The sequence below is a fragment of the Mycolicibacterium lacusdiani genome (genome assembly GCF_021916785.1).
GTDB classification, from domain to species: Bacteria; Actinomycetota; Actinomycetes; order Mycobacteriales; family Mycobacteriaceae; genus Mycobacterium; species Mycobacterium lacusdiani.
On sequence record NZ_JAKCFC010000003.1, the window covers coordinates 472585 to 496247 of the forward strand.

Consider the following 23663-nt stretch of genomic DNA (forward strand, 5'->3'; position numbering starts at 1 on the left):
GGTGCCCCTCCCACGAGATGAAGGAGAGAGACGATGGCGCGATACATGCTGATCATGCGGGTGGCCCCCGAGGCCGAGGCGATGATGGCCGAGCAGGAGATCGACTTCGACCAGATCATCGAGTCGATGGGCCGCTTCAACGAGGAACTGATGAAGGCCGGCGTCCTGCTGGCCGGCGAAGGCCTGACCGGGCCCGAGGAAGGCTTCGTGGTCGACTTCGACGCCGACCCGCCGGTGGTGACCGACGGGCCGTACACCGAGGCCAAGGAACTGTTCAACGGGTTCTGGATCCTCGACGTGTCGTCGAAGGAGGAGGCCAAGCGCTGGGCGCTGAAGGTGCCGCTGGGGCCGGGCGTGAAGCTCGAGGTGCGACGGGTGTCGGAGACCGAGGAGTTCCCGATGGACAACCCGTGGGTCCGCAAGGAGATCCAGTGGAAGGCGGAGTTGGCCGAGAAGCTGGCGGCCCAGGCGCGGGCGGACGCTGATCGGTTCGCTCAGTCCTGAGTTTTCCTGCCGAACTGGAGAGTCACGTCGTTCGCACCGCGAAATCACGACGTGACTCTCCAGTTCGACGCAACAGGGCTACGTGGCGCGGATCCGGATGGGTCCGCGCCACGTCGCGTCGGGGTCGAGCACCTCGCCCTTCTGGGTGATCTCGACGTCGCCGGCGCGGGCCAGGTCGCGGGCGATGTCGCGGGCGTCGTCCATCAGATCGCGCCACTGCTCCCCGCCGACGGCCCGCGCGGCGTCGGACGGGCAGATCGTCTTGGCCGGGCCGCGCTCGCGGGCCATGTCGAGGATCGCCGACCGCAGCTTGTCGCTCACCCGTCGAGTGAAGCCCATTGCGGCCATGCTTGAAACCCGCACCTTGAAACCAGAGTTGTAACACGTTCTAATCTGATGCCATGACCGACTCGCTGCTGCGTCATCCCATCCACTCCGGCCACCTCACGGTCGGCGCGCTGAAGCGCAACCGGGACAAGCCGGTGCTGTTCCTCGGCGACACCACGCTCACCGGCGGACAGCTTGCGGAACGCATCAGCCAGTACGTTCAGGCCTTCGAGGGGCTGGGCGCGGGCACCGGCGCTGTCGTCGGACTGCTGGCGTTGAACCGACCCGAGGTCCTCATGATCGTCGGAGCCGGCCAGACCCAGGGGTACCGCCGCGTGGCACTACACCCTCTCGGTTCGCTGGACGATCACGCCTACGTGCTGTCCGACGCCGAGGTCACGTCGCTGATCATCGATCCCAACCCGATGTTCACCGAGCGCGCGCTGGGGCTGCTGGAGAAGGTCCCGTCGCTCAAGCAGGTGCTGACGATCGGTCCGGTGCCCGAGGCGCTCGAGGGCGTGGGCGTCGACCTGACCGCCGAGGCCGCCAAGTACTCGCCGCAGCCGCTGGTCGCCGCGGACCTCGCACCCGACACCGTCACCGGGCTGGCGTTCACCGGCGGCACGACCGGCAAGCCGAAGGGCGTCATGATGACGTCGCAGGCGACCACCACGATGTCGACTATCCAGCTGGCCGAGTGGGAGTGGCCGGACCGTCCGAAGTTCCTGATGTGCACCCCGCTGTCGCATGCCGGCGCGGCGTTCTTCCTGCCGACGATCGTCAAGGGCGGTGAGATGGTGGTGCTGCCGAAGTTCGATCCCGCCGAGGTGCTGCGGACCATCGAGGAGCAGAAGATCACCGCGACGATGCTGGTGCCGTCGATGATCTACGCGCTGATGGACCACCCCGACTCGCACACCCGCGACCTGTCGTCGCTGGAGACCGTCTACTACGGCGCATCGGCGATGAACCCGGTCCGGCTGAAGGAGGCGCTCGACCGGTTCGGGCCAATCTTCGCGCAGTACTACGGGCAGTCCGAGGCCCCGATGGTCATCACGTACCTCGCCAAGGCCGACCACGACGAGAAGCGGCTGACGTCGTGCGGGAAGCCGACGCTGTTCGCGCGGACGGCGCTACTCGGCGAGGACGGCCAGCCGGTGCCCCAAGGGGAGGTCGGCGAGATCTGCGTGTCGGGGCCGCTACTGGCGGGCGGATACCTCAACAAGCCGGAGGCGACGGCCGAGACGTTCCGCGACGGCTGGATGCACACCGGCGACCTGGCGCGTGAAGACGAGGACGGCTTCTGGTTCATCGTCGACCGGACCAAGGACATGATCGTCACCGGCGGGTTCAACGTGTTCCCGCGCGAGGTGGAGGACGTCGTCGCCGAGCATCCCGCGGTGGCGCAGGTGTGCGTGATCGGCACGCCCGACGAGAAGTGGGGCGAGGCCGTCACCGCCGTCGTCGTGCTGCGCCCCGACGCCGCGACCGACGACGAGTCGGTGGCCCGCATGACCGCCGAGATCCAGTCGGCGGTCAAGGAGCGCAAGGGGTCGGTGCAGTCGCCCAAGCAGGTCGTGGTCGTCGACTCGGTGCCCGTCACCGCGCTCGGCAAGCCGGACAAGAAGGCCGTCCGCGCGCAGTTCTGGGAGGGCTCGGAGCGCCGCGTCGGCTGAGGCGGCGGCTGAAGACGCCCCGCGAGCGTGCGCGAACTCGGGTTCTGACCCGGCGTGTCGCCCGCAGACACGCACGCTCGCCGAGGGAGGTAACCCCTATAGGGCGGCGAGGATGCGGTCGAGGAGTTCGCCCGCGGTGCGGGCGGCTGACTCGACGTCGCCGGTTGCGATGTGGTCGAGCAGCAGGCCGTGGTCGACGATCTCGACCGGCTTCTCGTGGGTGGTCGCGACGCTCGCGGCGACGGCCTCGAGCAGCCCGCGGTACAGCTCGGTCAGCATGACGTTGTGCGAACTGGCGACGACCGCGAGGTGGAACTCCACGTCGGCGCGCGCGAAGTCGTCGGTGCGCCCGTCCTGCAGACATTCGTCGCGGCGGGCCAGCAGCGCCCGCAGTTCGGCGACGTCGGCGTCGGTCCGGTTGGCGGCCGCCAGCCTGGCGCCCTCGACCTCGAGGCCGCGGCGCACCTGCAGCACGTCGCGTAGTTCGGCGCCGCACAGGCGGCGCAGCGCGCCCGACACCTCGCTGGTCGCCCGGACGTAGGTGCCGTCGCCCTGCCGCACGTCGAGAATGCCCGCGTGGGCCAGCGCGCGGACCGCTTCGCGGACGGTGTTGCGACCGACGCCGAGTGAATCGACGAGCACGGTCTCGTTGGGGATGCGCTCGCCGACGGGCCATTCGCCGCTGCTCACGGACGTCCGAAGCTGCTCGATCACCTGGTCGACCAGGCCCGCGCGTCGTGCGGTGCTCAACGGCACAGAGGACATCCTTTCAACCAATCATGGGATGTATGGCAATCTAGCAGGATGCGCACGGAGAAGCGGGACGAAACGGTCGACCTCGACGCGTACGCGCCCGAACTCGGCGCCGACCGGGTCCCGGCGGTCGCCGGCGGCGCGCTGCTGGCCCTCGCCGTGGTGCTCACCGCGCTGAACCTGCGGCCCGCGGTGACGAGCGTCGCTCCCCTCCTCGGCGAGATGCGCAGCGACCTCGGGGTCTCCGCGACGTGGGCCGGGCTGCTGACCACCCTGCCCGCGCTGTGCTTCGCCGCCGCAGGCCTCGCCGCGCCGTGGCTCTCGTCGCGGATCGGCCTGGGCCGCACCATCTCGACCGCACTCGTGGCGCTGACCGCGGGGCTGGCCCTGCGGGTCGTCGACGGGCCCCACCTCGTCCTCGGCGCGACGCTCATCGCCTGCGCGGGCATCGCGCTGGTCAACGTCCTGATCCCAGTCGTCATCAAGGGCTCGTTCCCCGCCCGGGTGGGTCTGATGACCGGCATCTACACCGCCGCACTGCAGGGCGGCGGGGCGCTGGGCTCGGCGGTCACGCCCGGCCTCGAGGAACCGCTCGGCGGCTGGCGGATCGCGCTGGCCGCGTGGGCGGTCGTGGCCTTCGTCGCGCTGCTCGCCTGGATGCCCGCGTCGCGGCGGCACGGCGACACCTGGGCCGCGAGCACCGCGCCGACCGGCCCGCGACGCTCGCTGCTGCGGAACAAGCTGGCGTGGACGGTCACGCTGTTCTTCGGATGTCAGGCGTTCATGGCCTACATCGTCATGGGCTGGCTGCCCGAGATCTTCATCGACAACGGCATCGGCAAGACCGACGCCGGCCTGCTGGTCGGGCTGACGTCGCTGATCGGCGTGCCGATCGCGCTGGTGATCTCGCCGCTGGCCGCGCGCAAGCCGAGCCAGAGCGGCTGGGTCGTCGCCCTCGGCCTGCTCGGGATGACCGGCGCCGTCGGCCTGATGCTCGCGCCCGGCGCGGCGCCCATCCTGTGGAGCGTGCTGATCGGCGTCGGCATGAGCGCGTTCTCGATGGCGTTGGCGATCATCGCCCTGCGCGCCCGCAACGCCGAGGACACCGCGCAACTGTCCGGCATGGCACAGGGATTGGGCTACCTCATCGCGGGCACCGGCCCCTTCCTGTTCGGCCTGCTGCACGACGTCACGCACGGCTGGACGGTGCCGTGGCTGATGTTCCTGGCGGTGTACGTCGTGCAGATCGTGGCGGGTGCATTCGCCGGGCGCGCGCGGTACGTCTAGCTCACTCGGCAGAATGATCGGATGTCCACCGCGTCCGCCCCTTCGGGAGTGCAGCCGACCGTGGATGCCGTGTGGCGGATGGAGGCGGCCAAGATCGTCGCCACGCTGACCCGCCTCGTCGGTGACGTCGGGCTAGCCGAGGACCTCGCCCAGGAAGCGCTCGTCGACGCACTCGAGCAGTGGCCCACCACCGGCGTGCCGCGCAACGCAGGCGCCTGGCTGACCACCGTCGCCAAGCGCAAGGCGATCGACGGGTGGCGCCGTCTGGACCGCCAGGACGCCAAGTACGCGGCGCTGGCCCGCGACCTCGAGACCACGCACGACGAGGCGTGGGACCCCGACCGCATCGACGACGACGTGCTCCGGCTGATCTTCATCTCCACCCACCCGGTGCTGTCGCGGGAGAACCAGATCGCATTGACCCTGCGGGTCGTCGGCGGCCTGACCACCGAAGAGATCGCGCGGGCGTTCCTCGTGCCCAAGGCGACCATCGCCCAGCGCATCGTCCGGGCCAAGAAGACCCTCGGCGACGCCCGGGTTCCGTTCGAGGTGCCGGATCCCTCGGAGTACCCCCGGCGACTGTCGGCGGTGCTCGGCGTCATCTACCTCGTCTACAACGAGGGCTACTCCGCCTCGTTCGGCCGGCGTTGGATCCGCGACGAATTGTGCACGGAGGCATTGCGTCTGGGCCGCGCGCTGGCGGCGCTGGTGCCCGAGGAGCCCGAGGCGCACGGCCTGGTCGCGCTCATGGAGTTCCAATCCTCGCGGTTCGCCGCGCGATCGGGGCCCGACGGCACGCCCGTCCTGCTGGAGCACCAGGACCGCGCCGCGTGGGACCGGGCTCAGATAGTGCGCGGCGTCGCCGCCCTGGAGCGGGCCTCGATGGCGTTGCAGCGCAAGGGAACCGGGTGGGGCACGTACGCACTGCAGGCCGCGCTGGCCGAATGCCATGCCGTCGCCCCGACCGCGGCCGACACCGACTGGGCGCGCATCGTCGCGCTGTACGACGGGCTGCTGCGGATTGCGCCTTCACCGGTGGTCGAACTGAACCGCGCCGTCGCGGTGGCGATGCACTCCGGCCCCGGTGACGCCCTGACCCTCGTCGACGACATCAGCGGGCTCGAGGGCTCCTACCTGTTGCCCAGCGTGCGGGGCGAACTGCTCGCCCGACTGGGCCGCGACGATGAGGCCGCTGCCCAGTTCGACGTCGCCGCCACGCTGACCACCAACGATGCCGAACGAGAGGTCTTGCAGGGCAAGGCCGCTCGCGCACGCAGAGAGAAGACGTCATGACGCAGTCCGAAACCCGCGCGGTGCTGTTCGACTTCTCCGGGACGCTGTTCCGGCTCGAGGAGGACGACAGCTGGTTCGACGACATCCTGGTCAACGAGAAGGTGGTCGACGAGCACGTCCGCGCCGAGTTGATGTACCGGCTGACCGCGCCGACGGGGCGGCCGGTCGAGATGTCCGACGAGCAGTACCGCAGCTGGGCCAATCGCGACCTCCAGCCGCACCTGCACCGCGAGGCCTACCTGCACGTGATGCGCGAGTCCGGGCTCACCGACGATCATGCCGAGCAGCTCTACGCCCGCACCGTCGACCCGTCGTACTGGGTGCCCTACCCCGACACCGCCGAGGTGCTGCAACGCCTGCGGCGGGCCGGCATCGCCGTCGGCGTCGTGTCGAACATCGCGTGGGACATCCGGCCGACGTTCCGCAGCCTCGGCGTGGAGGAGCTGGTCACCGAATTCGTGCTGTCGTTCGAGGTGGGCGCGGTCAAGCCGACCCCGGAGATCTTCAACACCGCGCTGTCGCGTCTCGGGGTGGACGCCGCCGATGCGCTGATGGTCGGGGACAGCGAGGAGGCCGACGGTGGCGCGCTGGCCGTCGGATGCCGATTCGCGCTCGTCGACCCGCTGCCGACCACCGAGCGACCCAACGGCCTGCTCGAGGCCGTGACGGGTGCAGGCGTCGAGGTCTAGCCTTCCAAACATGGCCGACGGCAACCCAACCCCGCCCTGGTGGCTCAAGCCGATGAACAAGGTCTTCATGACCGTGATGAAGCTGGGTGTCTTCGGGAACTCGAATGGCGGGGGCCCCGTGATCCTCACCGTGCCCGGCCGCAAGACCGGCAAGCCGCGCCCGACGCCGATCACGCCGATGGTGGTCGACGGCACCCGCTACGTGGTTGCGGGTTTCCCCGGGGCGGATTGGGAGCGCAACGCTCGCGCGGCCGAAACTGCGACGCTGACGACCGGCAAGCGTCGCGAAACGGTCCGGATGGTCGAGTTGTCGGCCGACGACGCCCGTCCGCTACTGCGGCAATTCCCCACGCTGGTACCGACCGGAGTCAGCTTCATGAAGCGTTCGGGCCTGGTCACCGGCGGCACGCCCGACGAGTTCGAAGCCCTCGCCGGGCGATGCGCGGTGTTCCGATTCGATCCGGTTACAGGTGCGGGGCGTTCTTGATCGGCTCGTCCTGCTTGCCCGCGGTCTGACAGTAGGTCGACACGGCGAGCCGGGTGCCCGTGACCTCGAGCGACGCGGGTTCGGCGCCCTTCTCGTCCTTCAGCATCTTGTTGATGGCCTCGTTCTGGGTCTTCTCATCGGCACCCACGAAGTCCTTGCACGGGGTGTCGCCACCCTGAACCGACGGCGAGCATCCGACCAGCATCAGTCCGGCAGCAATACCGGACACCAACACACCAGTTACGCGCTTCATCGTCGTCTCCTTCATCGTGGCGCGCTGAGCACGCCGTTGCGGGGCTTCTCTACCCCTGGGCGAGCGCTGCGAAACTCGTCGACGTCACGCTCTACAGTCGTTCCGTGAGCTCAGACAACCCGTTCGACCCGTCTCTGTGGCAACCCGTGCCGGGCTTCGAACTCACCGACATCACCTATCACCGGCACGTCGTCGACGGCGTCCGCAAGCCGACCGTCCGCATCGCGTTCGACCGTCCTGAGGTGCGCAATGCGTTCCGGCCGCACACCGTCGACGAGCTGTATCGCGTCCTCGACCACGCACGGATGTCATCGGACGTCGGGGTGATCCTGCTGACCGGCAACGGGCCGTCGGCCAAGGACGGTGGGTGGGCATTCTGCTCCGGCGGCGATCAGCGGATCCGGGGCCGTACCGGCTATCAGTACGCCTCCGGTGAGACCGCGGACAGCATCGACCCGGCCCAGGCAGGCCGGTTGCACATCCTCGAGGTGCAGCGGTTGATCCGGTTCATGCCCAAGCCCGTGATCTGCCTGGTGAACGGCTGGGCCGCCGGTGGCGGGCACTCGCTGCACGTGGTGTGCGACCTGACGCTGGCCAGCCGCGAGCACGCGAGGTTCAAGCAGACCGACGCCGACGTGGGCAGCTTCGACGGCGGTTACGGCAGCGCCTACCTGGCCCGACAGACCGGCCAGAAGTTCGCCCGGGAGATCTTCTTCCTGGGCCGCCCATACACCGCCGAGCAGATGCACGCGATGGGTGCGGTCAACGAGGTCGTCGACCACGCCGACCTCGAGAAGGTCGCGCTGGAATGGGCCCACGAGATCAACGGGAAGTCGCCGCAGGCAATCCGGATGCTGAAGTTCGCGTTCAACCTGCTCGACGACGGGCTGGTCGGCCAACAGGTGTTCGCAGGCGAGGCGACGCGCCTGGCCTACATGACCGACGAGGCCGTCGAGGGCCGCGACGCCTTCCTGGAGAAGCGCGACCCCGACTGGTCCAAGTTCCCCCGCTACTTCTAGCGATTCGTGGAGGATTTCCTGCGGTGAGCGCAGGTGAGACTCCACGAATCGCACAGGAAGGTACTGCCATCGAAGCGACACTCACCCGATGGGCGATCGGGATCCTCGGTGCGTCGATCGTCGTGGTCGCGACCGTGGCGCCCTGGTTCGCGGCGTACGGCGTGGCCGGGTACGCCGAGATGGCCGGGTGGGGCGCATGGCGCCGGACCGGCGAGGTCGACGCCAGCCTGCGTCCGCTGCCGCTGGCGGTGCTCGTCTACCTGACGGCGGGGCTGACCATCTGGGGTGCGGTGCGGCCGGCGTTCGGCGCCTCGGTGATCGGCGCCATGGCGACGTTCGGCGTCGGCCTGCTGCCGCTGATGCTGCTGCCGGTCGTCGACCGGCACGCCCCTGGCCGCGACGCGGTGGGCGTGGAGGTCGCTTCGGCGACGACGACGGTCATCGGGCTCGCGGTCGTCCTGGTCATCGTGTCGTGGATTGGCTACGCGCGCTGCGTGTTACGCCCCGCGCCGCGCGCAGGGGCATGACCAGCCGGGCCTGGCACACTCGACCGGTGCCCGGACGAACGCTGACCGCGCTGCGCATCGACGCCGGCGACGTCGTGCTGCGCAAGGCCCGCGACTCCGACCGCGACGCGATCATCGCCCACGCCAGCGACCCCGAGGTACGCGCGCACCTCGGCGGCGCGCAGTCGCGGCACGACGTCGCGCGCGATCTCGACGAGGTCGGGGTGAGTGCGGTGACCGGCTCGCCCGGGGCCTACCTGATCGCCGACAAGGCATCCGACGCCTTCGTTGGGACGATGTCGCTGACCCGTCGCGGCGTGCACCACCCCGGCCACATCAGCCCCGACGGCGAGGAACTCGAACTCGCCTACACGCTGAGCCCGCGGGCCTGGGGTCGGGGCTGGGCGTTCCAGGCCGCCACCGCGGTACTGCGGGCGGCCGCTGCAGAGCTGCCCGACGAGCCCGTGATCATCGTGACGCACAGCGCCAACGCCAGGTCGCTCAGCCTGGCCCGCCGGCTCGGCTTCGAGCCCGCGATGACGTTCTCCGAGCACGGTGTCCGGCAGACGCTCGCGGTGGTGAATCTGCGCGAGTTCACGCGGGCCTAAGCTCGGTGCCCGTGACCAGGAACCCGTTGCGCCGCCTGTCCGACAGCCTGCTGCTGGCCAGCATGCGCCCGCCGTTGACCGCCCAGCTGCTCGCGCCGCGACGCGACATCGACCTGACCGGCAAGCGCATCCTCGTCACCGGGGCGTCGTCGGGGATCGGCGAGGCGGGTGCCCGCAAGCTGGCGGCCGCCGGGGCCAAGGTGATCGTGGTCGCGCGCCGCAGGGACCTGCTCGACGCCGTGGTCGCCGACGTCACCGCGGCAGGCGGGGACGCGACCGCGATCGACTGCGATCTGTCCGATCTCGACGCCGTGGATGCCCTGGTGGCCGACGTCGACGAGAGGTTCGGCGGGGTGGACGTGCTGATCAACAACGCGGGCCGCTCGATCCGGCGACCGCTGGCCGAGTCGCTGGACCGGTGGCACGACGTCGAGCGCACGATGACCCTGAACTACTACTCGCCGCTGCGGCTGATCCGCGGCTTCGGACCTGGCATGCGCGAGCGCCGCGACGGTCACGTCATCAACGTGTCGACCTGGGGCGTGCTGAGCGAGTCGTCGCCGCTGTTCGCCGTCTACAACGCGAGCAAGGCCGCGCTGACCGCCGTGAGCCGGGTCGTCGAGACCGAGTGGGCGGCCGACGGCGTGCACTCCACGACGCTGTTCTATCCGTTGGTGAAGACGCCGATGATCGCTCCCACGCGGGCCTACGACGGCGTGCCGGGCCTGAGCGCCGACGAGGCGGCCGACTGGATGGTGACCGCGGCGCGCAACCGTCCGGTGCGCATCGCCCCGCGGATGGCGATGACCGCTGACTTCGTCAACACGTTCGCGCCGGGCGCCGTGGACGCCGTCATGAAGCGCCAGCGGGTCCAGCCGACCAGCGGTTAGTTAGTTAGGTTAGGCATGCCATACTCGCTTGCGTGTCCGACCTCGCGATCGCCCTCGACGGCGTAACCAAGCGCTACGGCGACCATCAGGCGCTGAGCGGTGTCACGTTCTCGGCGCCGGTGGGCTCGGTGCTCGGCGTGCTCGGCCCCAACGGCGCCGGCAAGACCACCACGATCAACATCCTCTCCACGCTGCAGCGGCCCACCGGCGGCACCGCGACCGTCGCCGGGTTCGACGTGGTGGCCCAGGCCGGAAAGGTGCGCGAGTCGATCGGCCTCACCGGCCAGTACGCCGCCATCGACGAACTGCTCACCGGCCGGGAGAACCTCGTCCTGTTCGCCCGGCTGCGGGGCATGGACAAGCAGAGCGCCCGCGAGCGCGCAGACGAGATGCTCGCGACCTTCAGCCTCACCGACGCGGGCGACAAGCGCGTCGCCACCTACTCCGGAGGCATGCGCCGCCGCGTCGACATCGCCTGCGGGCTGGTGGTCCCACCCAAGGTCGTGTTCCTCGACGAGCCCACCACCGGGCTCGATCCCCGCAGCCGGCGGGAGGTATGGGACCTCGTCGGATCGCTACGGCACCAAGGAATCACGACCCTGCTGACGACCCAGTACCTCGAGGAGGCCGACGCGCTGTCGGACTCCATCGTCGTGATCGACCGCGGCCGCGTGATCGCCGACGGCACCCCCGACGACCTCAAGCGCACGATCGGCGGGAGCTACTGCGAGATCAGCCCGGTCGACCTCGCCGACCTGCCCCGGGTGGCCGCCGCGCTCGACGGCTTCGCGGGCGTCGAGACCAACCCCGACCGCGGCACGGTGTCGGTCCCAGCGCCCGACGGCTTCACCACGATGTCCGAGGTGTTCGGCCGTGTCGCCCCGCTCGACCTCGACCTGCACGACATCTCGCTGCGCAAGCCGTCACTCGACGAGGTCTTCTTCAGTCTGACCGGAGCACCCGTCCAGGAATCGGCCCCGTGAGCGCGCTGGCCGCCCTGACCCAGCGGTCGGTGCTCGGCACGCTGCGCGACGGCGATCTGATCTTCGCGATCGGTGGTCCGGTCGCGTTCTTCGTGTGCTTCGACATCACGTTGCGCAACGTCGTCGACATCGAAGCCACCGGGGCCTCCTCTTACCCGCAGTACATCCTGCCGGTGATCGTGGTGCAGGCCATGATCTTCACCGCGATGACGACCGCGGACCGCGCGGCGCGAGACAACCTCAGCGGCATGGGAATTCGGCTGCGCAGCCTCCCGATGACGTCGCTGGTGCCGGTGACGGCGCGGATGCTCTCGGCGTTGATCCGTGCCACCGCGTCGCTGGCCGCGGCGGTCGCCGTCGGCTACGCGTTCGGCTTCCGGTTCCAGGGCGACGTCGTCGACGTGTTCGGGTTCTGCGGCATCGCCCTGCTGCTGTCGCTGGCCCTGTCGCTGGGCGCCGACGCGCTCGGCTCGGTGTCCACGAACGCCGAGGCAGCCGGGCAGACCCTGCTCATCCCCCAGCTGCTGCTGGTCATGCTGTCCACCGGCATCGCGCCGGCATCGGCGTTCCCCGGCTGGCTCGGCTGGTTCGTCACGCGGCAGCCGGTGTCGCAGATCGCCCAGACGCTGCGCGAACTCGCCAAGGGTCAGGTGACGACTGCTGACCTGCTGCTGGGCCTGGCGTGGTGTGCCGGACTGCTGACGCTTTTCGGCGGCATCGCGGTCCGGATGCAAAGGAGGGCCCCGTGACGAGCACGTTCGTCTCGCAGAGCAGGCTGCAGGCCGGACGTCTGCTGGTGCGATGGACGCGTGAGCCCGTCGTCCTCATCCAGGCGCTGATCTTCCCGACCTTCCTGCTGGTGGTCTACAAGCTGGTGATCGGCGAGTCGATTGCGACCCTCACCGGGAGCAATAGCCTCTACGGCCTGGTGCCGATGTGCGCGATCGTCGGCGCCCTGTTCGGCGCGATCGGCGCGGGCGCAGCGCTGCCCGACGAGCGCGAGTCCGGACTGCTGAGCCGCCTGTGGGCACTGCCCGTGCACCGGGCCAGTGCGCTGTCCGGACGGCTGCTCGCCGAAGCGGGCCGCGCGTTGGTCGGATCGCTGGCCATCACCGCGGTGGGCATCGCGATGGGCCTGCGCTTCAACGGCAATTGGCTCGGTGCGATCGGCTTCGTGCTGGTTCCCGTGCTGATGGTGATCGGGTTCGCGACGGTGATCGTCGCGGTCGGCGTGCAGGCGGGCGGCAAGAACATCATCACCGGGCTGTCGACCGTGTGCTTCCTGCTGCTGTTCTTCAACTCCGGCATGGTGCCCATCGACGTGTTCCCCGGCTGGCTGCAGCCGGCCGTGCGCGCGCAGCCGATGTCGCCGGCGATCGAGGCGATGCGCGGTCTGGCCGAGGGTGGCCCGACGCTGTGGCCGGTACTTCAGTCGATCGCGTGGGTGGCCGGGCTGCTCGCGGTCTTCGGCCCGATCGCGGTGCGCGGGTACCGAAAGGCCGCCGAGTCTGGCGCTTAGCGCTCGCGACGAGTGTTGGATCGTGTCACGGTCCCCGCCCGGAACCGTGGCGGTAACCGACGTTCGGCGGAAATCAGAGGGTGTGTTAGACACGATGGCATGGAGATTCTCGCCAGTCGGGTCCTGTTCCGGCCGGCGGACTATGCGCGGTCGATCGAGTTCTACCGCGACGACATCGGTCTCGCGGTCGCTCGCGAGTACGGCGCAGGCACGGTGTTCTACGCCGGGCAGTCGCTGATCGAACTCGCCGGTCACGGCGCACCGGCTGAGGGTGGGCCGCCGTTTCCCGGAGCGCTGTGGCTGCAGGTGCGCGACGTCTACGCGACCCAGGCCGAGCTGGAGGGTCGCGGCGTAAACATCACCCGCACCGCGAAGCAGGAGCCGTGGGGTCTGCACGAAATGCACGTCACCGATCCCGACGGCATCACGCTGATCTTCGTCCAGGTGCCCGAGACGCATCCGCTGCGCCGCGACACCAGGAACGACTGACTAGGAGGCGGGCGCTCCCGCGAGCGGCCAGCCGACCGACGCCAACCGCGACGCCACCTGGTGGATCTCCTCGGGGTTGGGCTCCTTCTCGATGACCGCCTCGACGGCCCTGCGGATCTCGCCCTCGGTCACGGTGTCGGAGTCCACGCTCCTGAGCACCGTCTGGGCCGCCTTGACGACCTGCTCCTCGGTCAGTGAGCGCTTCAGCAGCGCCAGCAGCGCGAAGTAGTCCTTTGGCGGCACTCCCTCGGGGTAGCCCGCGCGCAGCCAGGTGACGACGTTGTCGAACGAACTCGCGCTCTGCGTCTCGGTCATGGTGTGCAGCTCACTTTCCCGGAAGGAAGGGGACGGGGTTGAAACCGAAGTGGTGGTCGATCGTGCCCTTCGTGATCCACAGGATCGCGATCACGATCACTGCCGTAACCAAGGCGAACAGCAGCACGCCGAAGGCCTTGAGCGCGGGGTTGGGGGCGTCGACCGTGCCGTCGGCTTCCGCACCGCCTGCGCCCCTCGAGTAGGCGACGAGGCCGACCGCGAACACCGCGGGCAGGCCGGCGCCGAGGATCAGCCCGACGGCGAGCACCTTGAGGATGGATTCCAGGTAGGTCATGTGAGTTCTCTTCTCTTAGAAGGCTCTTGGTTGCGATGGTTGCGAAGGTCGCGGATTAGACCGAGGCCGTGGGCTTGGTCGGGTCGGCCGCGATGTCGCGCGCGTCGGCGGGGACCACCGAGTTGGTCGACTCATCCCAGTCGGCGTTGACGTTCTCGTGGTTGACCTTCTGCTGCTGGGCGCGCCAGTACATGTAGCCCGAGAGCGCCACCAGGATGACGAAGATGAGGCCGTCGCCTGCCAGCGACGAGCCGGTCGCGTTCTCGACGAAGTGCGACAGCCAGAAGGAGAGCGCGCCGACGAGTCCGGCGGCGGGCAGCGTGATCAGCCAGGCTGCGGCCATCCGGCCCGCGACGGCCCAGCGGACCTGTGCACCGGGCTTGCCGACGCCGCTGCCGAGGATGGATCCGGTCGCGACGTGGGTGGTCGACAGCGCCATGCCCGCGGCGCTCGAGGACAGGATGATCGCCGCCGAGGACGCTTCGGCCGCCAGACCCTGCGGGGACTCGATCTCGACCAGACCCTTGCCCAGCGTGCGGATCACGCGCCAGCCGCCGATGTAGGTGCCGAGCCCGATCGCCAGGGCGCAGGACGCGATGACCCAGAACGGCAGGCCGTCCTCCTTCACGTCGCCGGTGAGGTGGCCGGTGGTGATGAGCGCGAGCGCGATGACGCCCATGGTCTTCTGTGCGTCGTTGGTGCCGTGTGCCAGTGCGACGAGTGACGCGGTGGCGATCTGGCCCCAGCGGAAGCCCTCCTCGCGGCGCTTCTTGAGGACCTTGCGGGTCAGGCGGTAGACGATCCAGGTTCCGCATGCCGCGACCAGGCCTGCGATGAAGGGCGCTGCGAGGGCGGGGACGATGACCTTGCCGAAGACGCCGCTCCAGTTGACGCCCGCCGTGCCGAGCGCTGCCAGTCCGGCGCCGATCAGACCGCCGAACAGCGCGTGCGAGGAACTCGACGGGATGCCGAACAGCCACGTGAGGAGGTTCCACAAGATGCCGCCGATCAGGCCGGCGAAGATGATCGTCAGGCCCGTCGATGCGTCGATGCCCTCGACCAGCGACCCGGTCGAGCTGTCCTGGATCTTGAGCACCGAGGTGGTGACCGTGATGGCGACCTCGACCGACAGGAACGCGCCGACGAGGTTCAGGACGCCTGCCAGGATGACGGCGGTCTTGGGCTTGAGGGCACCGGTCGCGATGGACGTGGCCATCGCGTTGCCGGTGTCGTGGAACCCGTTGGTGAAGTCGAATGCCAGTGCCGTGGCAATCAACAGCACCAGAATGATCAGCTCAGCGCTCATGAGCATGATTCTGAGGGATTCTCAGCGAAATCACCTAGCCGGTCTCACCATCGATAGAACGGCTGAACAGGCAGTTTGCCTGTTTCGCCGAGGTGTTCATCGACTGTTCACGTCCCGGTCGCCGGCAAGACGCACAGCCAGCTCGCAGGGTTCGAGTCACCCGTCGACCGCAGCGGGCCGCCGCTAGCATCGATCCATCGCGACACCGACGACCTACTGCCGGAAGGGGGCTTCGACGCAGTGAACGCATTCCTGACGAAGATCGTGGCGTGGATTACTTCGGGCTACCCCGAAGGCGTTCCCGGCCCCGACCGGGTGCCGCTCATGGCGCTGCTCGACCGTCGACTGTCCAAGGACGAGGTCAAGACCGTGACCCAGGCGCTGCTCGAGCGCGGCGAGTTCGACCACGTGGACATCGGGGTGCAGATCACCCAGGTCACCGACGAACTCCCACGCGAGGAGGACGTCGAGCGCGTACGGGCACGCCTGGCGACGAAGGGTTGGCCGCTGGACGATCCCCGTGGCGAGGATTCGGCCGAGGATCCCACATAGCCACCCTGCGCGCGGTCGTCATACCGCCCGTACCCAGCCCGTCGGCACTGGTCGCCGCGCTCGAAGGCGTCCTCGACGGCCGCGAGTCCGGCATCGTCCCGCTGCCAGCCGACGAGCGGGAGGCCGAACTCCTGGCAGGCGCGCTGCGCGTCGGCGAGGACGTCGCCGACGACGTCGCGGTCGTCGTGTCGACCTCCGGTACGACGGGAACGCCCAAGGGCGCCACGCTGACTGCGGCCGCCCTGATCGCAAGCGCCGATGCCACCAACGAACGACTCGGCGGTCCCGGCAGCTGGCTGCTCGCCCTGCCCGCCCACCACGTCGCGGGGCTGCAGGTCGTGGTGCGCAGCATCATCTCGGGCACCACCCCGGTCGCGCTGATCCCCGGCTTCGCCCCCGGGGAACTGCGCGCCGCCATCGACGAGATGGACTCCGGTCGCCGCTATGCGTCGCTCGTGGCCGTGCAACTCGACAAGGCGCTGGCCGATCCGGTGGACGCCGCCGCACTCGCCGAACTCGACGCCGTGCTGATCGGCGGTGGGCCGATGCCCGCCGGACTCGCCGAACGGGCCTCGCGCGCAGGGGTTTCCGTCGTCCGGACGTACGGCATGAGTGAGATGGCGGGTGGTTGCGTGTACGACGGCGTGCCCCTGGAAGGCGTGGCGGTACGCATAGACGACGGCCGCATCCTCCTCGGCGGCGCCACCGTCGCCAAGGGCTACCGCAACCCCGTCATCCCGGATCCGTTCGCCGAACCGGGCTGGTTCCGCACCGACGACGCAGGCGCCGTCGATGACTCGGGCGCCCTGCGCGTGCTTGGCCGCATCGACGACGCGATCAGCACCGGCGGGCTCACCGTCATGCCGGGTCTCGTCGAGGCGGCGCTGGCCACGCACCCCGCCATCGCCGACTGCGCGGTGTTCGGCGTGACCGACCCGCGCCTTGGTCAGCGCGTCGCGGCGGCAGTCGTGCTCACTGCGGGCAGCGCGCCGCCAACGCCCGCCGAGTTGCGCGAGCACGTCGGCCAGACGCTGGACGCCACTGCCGCGCCGCGCGAGGTGCACGTCGTCGACGACCTGCCGCGCCGGGGCATCGGCAAGGTCGACCGCAGGGAACTCACCGTGCGGTTCGACACCGGAGCATGATGGCTCCCATGGGTCGCGAAGTCACCGTCGTCACCAGTGTCGAGGAACTGCGGGCGATCGTCGGCCATCCGAACGCAGCGGTCGCCGGGAAGGTCAAGCCGCGACTGTCGGCCGTGCAGCGGGACTGGTTGGCACACTCCCCGCTCGGCTTCGTCGCCAGCACCGACGCCCACGGCCGCGTCGACGTCTCCCCCAAGGGCGACCCGCCGGGCTTCGTGCACGTCATCGACGACACCACGATTGCGATCCCCGAGCGGCCGGGCAACAAGCGCGTCGACGGCTACCTCAACGTTCTGCAGCGTCCCCACGTCGGGACGGTGTTCGTCATCCCTGGCCGCGGTGACACGCTGCGCATCAACGGCACTGCGCGCGTGGTGTCCGACGCCGACTACTTCGACGCCATGGTCGTGGACGGCAAGCGGCCGATCCTCGCGCTCGAGATCGCGGTGGAGGAGGTGTTCTTCCACTGCGCCAAGGCGTTCCTGCGGTCGGACGCCTGGACGCCGCAGACGTGGAATCCGACGGCGGTGCCGAGCGTCGCCGAGTTGGCCAAGGCGGTCTATCGCGAGATCAGTCTCGAGGAGTTGAAGACGCACTTCGACGAGGACAACATGCGGTCCGCCCTGTACTGACGGCCGCGTCGAAAGCAGTTTGCCAGCGGGTGCCCAGCATGATCGCGTCGAAACCGATGTTTCAGTATTTAGGTTTGATTTTGACGTTTCAGGTAATTCACGTTCCGTTACACCCCGCCTACAGATCGGAACGGACATGATCGTCCTCGGCGTAATCCTGTTGTTGATCGGCTATTTCACCAGCCTGAGCATTCTGTACACGATCGGCGCGATTCTCGTCGTCGTCGGTGTCGTGCTGTGGATCCTCGGAGCGGTTGGCCGCCCGGTCGGTGGTCGAAAAGTCTGGTTCTAGCGCGTGACCTCTGCCGCGGGGCGTGATGACCAGGCGGTACACCCCCTGGTCCGCGCCACCGCGGCGTGGTCATGGCGGCTGCTCGTCATTGGGGCGGCCGCCTACGCACTGCTCTGGCTACTTCAGACCATGGGCGTCGTGGTCGTCTCGATCGCGATTGCCCTGATCCTCACCGCGCTCCTGCTGCCCGCCGTCGACTTCCTAGATCGTTACGGCGCGGTTCGCGGGGGCGCGGTGGCGTTCGTCATGGTGCTGGGTCTGGCCATCTTGACCGGCGTCATGTCGTTCGTCGTGAACCAATTCGTCGACGGCGCACCGCAACTCGTCGACGAGGTGACGCGCAGCATCGAGGGCGCCCGGGCCTGGCTCATCAACGGGCCCGCCGACCTCAGCCGCGACCAGATCAACCAGGCCGGCGACACCGTCATCGACTCGCTGCGCGACCACCAGGCGCAGCTCACCACCGGCGCCCTCTCGACCGCGGGCACCATCGCGGAGATCCTGACCGGGATCCTGCTGTGCCTCTTCACGGTGATCTTCTTCCTCCTCGGCGGTCGCAACATCTGGGAGTTCGTCACCCGCCTCATCCCGCGCGCTCAGCGGGCGCGGGTGCGCGAAGCGGGTGCCGCCGGGTTCCATTCCCTGGCCGGCTATGCGCGCGCCACGTCGCTGGTGGCCCTCGTCGACGCGGTCGCCATCGGCAGCGGCCTGGCGATCATGGGCATTCCGCTGGCGCTGCCGCTGGCCTCACTGATCTTCCTCGGCGCCTTCGTACCCGTGGTGGGCGCGCTGGTCACCGGGTTCCTCGCGGTCATCGTGGCGCTGCTGGCCAAGGGCGTGTTCTACGCACTGATCACCCTCGCGCTCATCATCGCCGTCATGCAGCTCGAAGCCCACGTCCTGCAGCCCCTGGTCATGGGTCGCGCGGTGTCGCTGCACCCGCTCGCCGTGGTCATCGGCATCACCGCAGGCGGTGTGCTGGCGGGCGTGATCGGCGCCCTGCTCGTGGTGCCTGCCATCGCGTTCTTCAACAGCTTCGTGCGGGTGCTCGCCGCCCAGGATCCCGACTCGGAGGCCGATTCGCTCGACCACGAGGACGGCCCCCTGGTCGACTTGAACGTCGACGACCCCGGGCCGACGCGCTAGCCCGGCGGCGCCGTTTCGTGGTCCGGCGACCGGGTACGCGCCGGCCATGCCCTCACTTTGGCTCGCCGACCGCGTCGAATCAGCGTCCCCGCCCGCACTCGACGACGGCGAGGTGGCCGTTGACGTCATCGTGGTCGGCGCGGGCATCGCGGGCATGACGACCGCCGTGCTGCTGGCCCGTGCCGGCAAGCGCGTCGTGGTGCTCGAGGCCCGCCACGTGGGCGCGGGCACCACCGGCAATACGACCGGCAAGGTCAGCCTGCTCCAGGGCACGAAGCTCTCCCGCATCGCCGCCCGGCACGGCCAGGACGTGGTGAAGGGGTACGTGACCGGCAACCTGGAGGGCCGCGACTGGCTGCTTCGGCACTGCGAGGAGCACGGGCTCGACGCGCAGCGGGAGGACGCGTTCAGCTACGCGCAGTCCGCATCCGGCGTCGCCGACGCGCGCGCCGAACTGGACGCCTGCCGCGAGGCCGGTCTGCCCGCGGACTGGGCATCGGAAGCCGACGTCCCGTTCCCGTTCGCCGGTGGTGTCCGGCTGCGCGACCAGGCGCAGATCGACCCCATGCCGTTCCTGCAGAGCCTCGTCGTCGATTTCGAGACGCACGGCGGCAGGCTGATCGAAGGCGTTCGCGTGCGCAGCGTCTCCGGCAATGATCCAGTCCGCCTTGAGGTCTCGCCGGATGACGCCGACTCCCCCGATCAGAACAGGGTCTCGATGACCGCCCAGCAGTGCGTGCTGGCGACCGGAATCCCGATCCTCGACCGCGGAGCGTTCTTCGCCAGGCTGCAACCCTCACGCTCGTACTGCCTGGCCTTCGACGTCCCTGGCGACGTGACCCGGTCGATGTTCCTGTCCGTGGACTCACCGACGCGGTCGGTGCGCTACGCCCCGCGAGCCGACGGCGACAAGCTGGTCGTCGGCGGCGGCGGCCACACCGTGGGCCGCGCCGACTCGCCTGCGAAGTCGGTGGAACAGCTGCGCCGCTGGGCCGAGCTGCACTACCCGGGTGCCGTGGAGACCCACTACTGGTCCGCGCAGGACTACTCGCCCATCGACGAGCTCCCCTACGTCGGGCCGCTCACGCCCGGCAACGAGACGCTTTTTGTGGCAACGGGTTTCGACAAGTGGGGCATGTCCAACGGCGTGGCGTCCGGCCTGGCGCTGTCGAGCCGGATCTTGGGCGGCCGGATGGATTGGGCACGGGCGTTCTCCAGTTGGCGCACCGGGGAACTCGCAGGCCTCGGCACCGCGGTGAAGGCCAACCTCGAGGTGGGCTTCCACCTTGCCAAGGGTTGGGTCAGCCCGATCACCAACCACCCCTCCCCCACCGAGGGCACCGGCGTGGTCAGCGGGCCGCCGTGGAATCTGCGCGCGGACTGCGTGGTCGACGGCGTGCACCATCGGACGTCACCGGTGTGCCCCCACCTCGGGGGCATCGTGTCGTGGAACGACGCCGACCAGGCGTGGGAGTGCCCGCTGCACGGGTCCCGGTTCAGCCCCGACGGTGCACTGCTCGAGGGCCCTGCCACGCATGGACTCTCGCACTCTGGCTGATTTCTGCGGGGGCTGAACGCTACTCCGGCTGGGCGCCGCGGGCGTCGAGCCTGCGCAGCACGACGTCGACGATGGTCGGATCGGTACCGGATTCCGCTCTGGCGGTGACGATCTCGTTGCGGGCTGCCTCGAGGACCTGATCCTTCACGGCATTGCTCGACATTGCATGGTCGGTGTGCCGCGCGCTCTCCTCGGCGTCGTGCTCTTCCGGAGCGAACCCGATGGCGTGCCACATCCGGTCGGCGTTCTCGCCTGCGTGCTCGAGGACGTCGGCGTCGACGTCACCGCCGGAGCGCAGTTCGTCGAGTCGCCGCTGGCCGGCCGCCCTGGCCCGCCGGATCAGATCCTGGGTGGCCTCGTCCCGCTCGTCGTTGGACACGCTCACGTTCAGGCGCCGCACCAGGAACGGCAGCGTCAGACCCTGCACCAGCATCGTCACCATGATCACGACGAACGCGATGAAGATCAGCCGGTCGCGCTCCGGAAAGCCTGGCGTGCCAACGGGTAGTGCCAACACACACGCCAGCGTCACGACGCCGCGCATGCCCGCCCACGACGCGATCGTCATCTCGCGCCACCCGGTGGGCTCGCCCGCCGCACCCTGGCGGCGACGCAGTTTCTCGTCGGCGGCGGCGACCGGGAAGATCCACAGGAACCGGACCGCGATCACCACTGCCGTGACGATCAGCGCCTGCCCGATGGCAACGTCCAACGGCCCCGATACGTTGGCCGCGACGTTGCGCAACTCCACTCCGACGAAGGCGAACGCGGCACCGGTGAGGAGCAGCTCTACGACGTCCCACGTCGTGCCGCTGACGAGCCGGGTCTGGGCGGATTCCACGTCGCCGGATCGGCTCAGGGCCAGGGCGACGGTCACGACCGCCAGCACGCCGCTGCCATGGAGGAGATCGGCGGCTCCGTAGGCCACGAACGGGATCACGAGCACCAGCGCGCTACCCGCGGGGTGCGCAGGCAGCACGTCGAGGAGCCGTCGCGTCGCCAGTGCCAGCGCGAGTCCAACCGCGATGCCGACCGTCACGGCCACCGCCAGCGTGCCCGTCGCCTTCCATGGCGAGAACGCACCGGTCAGGGTGGCCGCCACCGCGACTTCGTAGAGCACCAGTGACGTGGCGTCGTTCGACAACCCTTCGCCCTCGAGGACCGTCCGAAGCCGCCGCGGCAGCTTCAGCTTGCGCGCCACCGAGGTGGCTGCGACGGGATCGGGTGGAGCGACGGCCGCGCCGAGCGCCACACCCGCGGCCAGGGGCAGCCCTGGCACCACGGCGCTGGCGACCGCGCCGACGACGAACGCCGTCACCGCGACCAGCGCCACCGCGAGCAGGCCGATGGCGCGGCGGTTGTCCAGGAATTGGCGCCATGACGTGCGCCTGGCGGCGGCGAACAGCAGCGGCGGCAGCACCACCGGCAGGATCCATCCCGGGTCGATGTTCGGTATGGCCAGCCCCGGGATGAAGGCGAGCACCAGACCGAACGCGAGCAGCATCACCGGATAGGGCACCGTGATGCGCTCGGCCAGTGGAGCCAGCACCACGGTCGCCGCGATCAGGATCATGAGCAGGGTCAACGGGTCTCCTTCACAGACGAACCGGACTTCCCCGCAATCGCGAAACCGAACCCGCCGGGTTTCCCGGGCGGGGCAGTGGGCACCCGTTCCGCGCGGAGGGAACGTCGTGGACTGGTTGATCGCATCCGACTACTCCTGGACCAGATGGCTCTGGGAGCGTGGCATCGCGGCCATCTACGTCGTCGCGTTCGCCGCTGCGGCCCTGCAATTCAAGGGGCTGCTGGGCACCCGCGGCATGCTGCCGATCCCCGCGTTCCTGCGCACGCACTCGTTCCGGACGGCGCCCAGTGTCTTCCAGCTGCACTACTCGGACCGCTTCTTCGCCCTGGTGTGCTGGTCGGGCGCGACGCTGGCCGCCGCCATGGTGCTGGGTCTCGGCTATGCCGTGCCGCTCTGGCTGGCCATGGCGCTGTGGCTGGTGCTGTGGGCGGCGTATCTGTCGATCGTCAACGTCGGGCAGCTCTGGTACTCGTTCGGCTGGGAGTCCCTGTTACTCGAAGCAGGCTTCCTGACGGTGTTCCTCGGCAACGACGACGTCGCACCACCCTGGGCGGTGCTGGTGGCGGCCTGGTGGCTGCTCTTCCGCGTCGAGTTCGGCGCCGGGTTGATCAAGGTGCGCGGCGACGAGTGCTGGCGAAACCTGACGTGTCTGGACTACCACCATGAGACCCAGCCGATGCCGGGCCCGCTGAGCTGGTTCTTCCACCGGCTGCCCAAGCCGCTGCACCGCGTCGAGGTCGCGGGCAATCACGTCGCGCAGCTGGTCGTGCCATTCTGCCTGTTCGCCCCGCAGCCCGTCGCCGCCGTCGCGGCAGGCATCGTCATCGTCACCCAGCTGTGGCTGGTCGCGTCAGGCAACTTCGCGTGGCTGAACTGGCTGACGATCGTGCTCGCGTTCAGTGCCGTCGACGACGGCGCGGTCGCCGCGGTCACCGGGCTCTCGCCACCCGAGCACGCCGGTGTCATGCCCGTCTGGTTCGGCGCGATCGTCGTCGCCTTCGCCGTGCTGGTCGCCGTGCTCAGCTGGCGGCCCGCCCGCAATCTGCTGTCGCGACGCCAGCGCATGAACAAGACCTTCGACCCACTGCACCTGGTCAACTCCTACGGCGCCTTCGGGACCGTCGGGCGCACTCGCAACGAGGTGGTCTTCGAGGGCACGACGGACGCGGATCCCGTCGACGAGGCGTCGTGGGTCGAGTACGGGTTCAAGGGAAAGCCCGGCGACGTCACGCGTATGCCCAGGCAGTGGAGTCCGTACCATCTGCGGCTCGATTGGCTGCTGTGGTTCGCCGCCATCTCTCCGGCGTACGCGCAGCCGTGGATCGGACGCTTCTGCGAGGGGCTACTGCGCAACGACCCCGACATCGTACGGCTGTTGCGGCACAACCCCTTTCTCGACGAGCCGCCCCGCTACGTGCGAGCGCTGCTGTACCGCTACCGCTTCACCACCGCGCACGAACGCAGGACCGAACGGGCGTGGTGGCACCGAGATCTGGTCGGCACCTTCCTGGCGCCGCTGGACCTGCGCGAACTCGACCGAATGAAGAGGTGATG

Annotated in this window: 28 protein-coding genes; 21 read left to right on the forward strand and 7 right to left on the reverse strand. The window is 69.4% G+C overall.

Translation table 11 applies throughout. The features are described 5' to 3' along the window. The first annotated feature begins 33 nt into the window (after positions 1–33). Entirely contained in the window at positions 34–504 is a 471-nt protein-coding gene (locus LOK44_RS11880; RefSeq protein WP_237570167.1) for a YciI family protein, read from the forward strand. A gap of 78 nt (positions 505–582) precedes the next feature. Here the strand turns inward: LOK44_RS11880 and LOK44_RS11885 are convergent, their stop codons facing one another. Further along, entirely contained in the window at positions 583–843 is a 261-nt protein-coding gene (locus LOK44_RS11885) for a DUF3253 domain-containing protein (protein ID WP_249783437.1), read from the reverse strand. 62 nt (positions 844–905) lie between these two features. Between LOK44_RS11885 and fadD8 the strand changes: the two genes are divergently transcribed. Beyond that, positions 906–2507, forward strand: a complete 1602-nt coding sequence (gene fadD8 / locus LOK44_RS11890; RefSeq protein ID WP_237570169.1) for a fatty-acid--CoA ligase FadD8 — start codon at positions 906–908, stop codon at positions 2505–2507. Positions 2508–2603: 96 nt separating this feature from the next. Here the strand turns inward: fadD8 and LOK44_RS11895 are convergent, their stop codons facing one another. Next, complete coding sequence (locus tag LOK44_RS11895; RefSeq protein ID WP_237570170.1) at positions 2604–3263, reverse strand: FadR/GntR family transcriptional regulator; 660 nt, start codon at positions 3261–3263, stop codon at positions 2604–2606. A 48-nt stretch (positions 3264–3311) separates the two neighbouring features. Between LOK44_RS11895 and LOK44_RS11900 the strand changes: the two genes are divergently transcribed. The 4 genes from LOK44_RS11900 to LOK44_RS11915 are packed head-to-tail and all read left to right on the forward strand — an operon-like array spanning position 3312 to position 7016. Beyond that, entirely contained in the window at positions 3312–4547 is a 1236-nt protein-coding gene (locus LOK44_RS11900; RefSeq protein WP_237570171.1) for a CynX/NimT family MFS transporter, read from the forward strand. Positions 4548–4568: 21 nt separating this feature from the next. Continuing rightward, positions 4569–5840, forward strand: coding sequence for an RNA polymerase sigma factor (locus tag LOK44_RS11905; RefSeq protein ID WP_237570172.1), 1272 nt, complete (start codon positions 4569–4571; stop codon positions 5838–5840). Then, positions 5837–6529 carry an HAD family hydrolase gene (locus tag LOK44_RS11910; protein WP_237570173.1) on the forward strand — a complete coding sequence of 231 codons (693 nt, stop codon included), beginning with the start codon at positions 5837–5839 and terminating at the stop codon, positions 6527–6529. Before LOK44_RS11905 ends, LOK44_RS11910 begins: the two co-directional genes overlap by 4 nt. Before the next feature lie 10 nt (positions 6530–6539). Next, a complete protein-coding gene (locus LOK44_RS11915; protein ID WP_237570174.1) occupies positions 6540–7016 on the forward strand; it encodes a nitroreductase/quinone reductase family protein in 477 nt (158 codons plus the stop codon). On the opposite strand, the gene LOK44_RS11920 is transcribed toward LOK44_RS11915, so the two are convergent. Beyond that, positions 6994–7269 carry a hypothetical protein gene (locus tag LOK44_RS11920; RefSeq protein ID WP_237570175.1) on the reverse strand — a complete coding sequence of 92 codons (276 nt, stop codon included), beginning with the start codon at positions 7267–7269 and terminating at the stop codon, positions 6994–6996. The two genes, LOK44_RS11915 and LOK44_RS11920, sit on opposite strands and share 23 nt — an antisense overlap. 104 nt (positions 7270–7373) lie before the next feature. Here LOK44_RS11920 and LOK44_RS11925 point away from each other — a divergent pair, with 104 nt between their 5' ends. The 8 genes from LOK44_RS11925 to LOK44_RS11960 all read left to right on the forward strand — a co-directional run bounded on the left by LOK44_RS11925 (position 7374) and on the right by LOK44_RS11960 (position 13283). Continuing rightward, positions 7374–8288, forward strand: a complete 915-nt coding sequence (locus LOK44_RS11925) for a 1,4-dihydroxy-2-naphthoyl-CoA synthase (RefSeq protein ID WP_237570176.1) — start codon at positions 7374–7376, stop codon at positions 8286–8288. A gap of 23 nt (positions 8289–8311) precedes the next feature. Then, positions 8312–8815 carry a hypothetical protein gene (locus tag LOK44_RS11930; RefSeq protein WP_237570177.1) on the forward strand — a complete coding sequence of 168 codons (504 nt, stop codon included), beginning with the start codon at positions 8312–8314 and terminating at the stop codon, positions 8813–8815. Positions 8816–8841: 26 nt separating this feature from the next. Beyond that, on the forward strand, positions 8842–9402 hold the full coding sequence (locus LOK44_RS11935; RefSeq protein WP_237570178.1) for a GNAT family N-acetyltransferase: 561 nt from the start codon (positions 8842–8844) through the stop codon (positions 9400–9402). 11 nt (positions 9403–9413) lie between these two features. Beyond that, on the forward strand, positions 9414–10292 hold the full coding sequence (locus tag LOK44_RS11940) for an SDR family oxidoreductase (protein WP_237570179.1): 879 nt from the start codon (positions 9414–9416) through the stop codon (positions 10290–10292). A 32-nt stretch (positions 10293–10324) separates the two neighbouring features. After that, a complete protein-coding gene (locus LOK44_RS11945; protein ID WP_237570180.1) occupies positions 10325–11275 on the forward strand; it encodes an efflux ABC transporter ATPase subunit, DrrA-related in 951 nt (316 codons plus the stop codon). Next, a complete protein-coding gene (locus tag LOK44_RS11950; protein WP_237570181.1) occupies positions 11272–12024 on the forward strand; it encodes an ABC transporter permease in 753 nt (250 codons plus the stop codon). Before LOK44_RS11945 ends, LOK44_RS11950 begins: the two co-directional genes overlap by 4 nt. Then, entirely contained in the window at positions 12021–12794 is a 774-nt protein-coding gene (locus LOK44_RS11955) for an ABC transporter permease (protein WP_237570182.1), read from the forward strand. The genes LOK44_RS11950 and LOK44_RS11955 overlap by 4 nt, the downstream gene beginning before the upstream one ends. Positions 12795–12893: 99 nt before the next feature. After that, positions 12894–13283 carry a VOC family protein gene (locus tag LOK44_RS11960; protein WP_237570183.1) on the forward strand — a complete coding sequence of 130 codons (390 nt, stop codon included), beginning with the start codon at positions 12894–12896 and terminating at the stop codon, positions 13281–13283. Here LOK44_RS11960 and LOK44_RS11965 read toward each other — a convergent pair whose 3' ends face one another. The 3 genes from LOK44_RS11965 to LOK44_RS11975 are packed head-to-tail and all read right to left on the reverse strand — an operon-like array spanning position 13284 to position 15199. Next, positions 13284–13598 (reverse strand): DUF3349 domain-containing protein, encoded by a 315-nt coding sequence (locus LOK44_RS11965; RefSeq protein ID WP_237570184.1) that lies wholly within the window; start codon positions 13596–13598, stop codon positions 13284–13286. Between the two features lie 10 nt (positions 13599–13608). Beyond that, entirely contained in the window at positions 13609–13893 is a 285-nt protein-coding gene (locus LOK44_RS11970; protein WP_237570185.1) for a hypothetical protein, read from the reverse strand. 55 nt (positions 13894–13948) lie between these two features. After that, positions 13949–15199 carry an inorganic phosphate transporter gene (locus LOK44_RS11975; RefSeq protein ID WP_237570186.1) on the reverse strand — a complete coding sequence of 417 codons (1251 nt, stop codon included), beginning with the start codon at positions 15197–15199 and terminating at the stop codon, positions 13949–13951. Between the two features lie 240 nt (positions 15200–15439). On the opposite strand from LOK44_RS11975, the gene LOK44_RS11980 reads away from it, so the two are divergent. The 6 genes from LOK44_RS11980 to LOK44_RS12005 all read left to right on the forward strand — a co-directional run bounded on the left by LOK44_RS11980 (position 15440) and on the right by LOK44_RS12005 (position 20524). Next, positions 15440–15751, forward strand: coding sequence for a DUF3349 domain-containing protein (locus LOK44_RS11980; protein ID WP_237570187.1), 312 nt, complete (start codon positions 15440–15442; stop codon positions 15749–15751). Further along, a complete protein-coding gene (gene menE, locus LOK44_RS11985) occupies positions 15748–16896 on the forward strand; it encodes an o-succinylbenzoate--CoA ligase (RefSeq protein ID WP_372481237.1) in 1149 nt (382 codons plus the stop codon). The genes LOK44_RS11980 and menE overlap by 4 nt, the downstream gene beginning before the upstream one ends. A gap of 8 nt (positions 16897–16904) precedes the next feature. Next, the gene (locus LOK44_RS11990) at positions 16905–17528 is read left to right on the forward strand and encodes a pyridoxamine 5'-phosphate oxidase family protein (RefSeq protein ID WP_237570188.1); all 624 of its coding nucleotides are present in this window, start codon (positions 16905–16907) and stop codon (positions 17526–17528) included. 136 nt (positions 17529–17664) lie between these two features. After that, on the forward strand, positions 17665–17820 hold the full coding sequence (locus LOK44_RS11995) for a hypothetical protein (RefSeq protein WP_170314468.1): 156 nt from the start codon (positions 17665–17667) through the stop codon (positions 17818–17820). Between the two features lie 3 nt (positions 17821–17823). Next, positions 17824–18966 (forward strand): AI-2E family transporter, encoded by a 1143-nt coding sequence (locus tag LOK44_RS12000; protein ID WP_237570189.1) that lies wholly within the window; start codon positions 17824–17826, stop codon positions 18964–18966. A 46-nt stretch (positions 18967–19012) separates the two neighbouring features. Then, the gene (locus tag LOK44_RS12005; RefSeq protein ID WP_237570190.1) at positions 19013–20524 is read left to right on the forward strand and encodes an FAD-dependent oxidoreductase; all 1512 of its coding nucleotides are present in this window, start codon (positions 19013–19015) and stop codon (positions 20522–20524) included. Between the two features lie 19 nt (positions 20525–20543). On the opposite strand, the gene LOK44_RS12010 is transcribed toward LOK44_RS12005, so the two are convergent. Continuing rightward, complete coding sequence (locus tag LOK44_RS12010; RefSeq protein WP_237570191.1) at positions 20544–22109, reverse strand: Na+/H+ antiporter; 1566 nt, start codon at positions 22107–22109, stop codon at positions 20544–20546. A gap of 106 nt (positions 22110–22215) precedes the next feature. On the opposite strand from LOK44_RS12010, the gene LOK44_RS12015 reads away from it, so the two are divergent. After that, positions 22216–23661 (forward strand): lipase maturation factor family protein, encoded by a 1446-nt coding sequence (locus tag LOK44_RS12015; RefSeq protein ID WP_237570192.1) that lies wholly within the window; start codon positions 22216–22218, stop codon positions 23659–23661. Positions 23662–23663 lie beyond the last annotated feature (2 nt).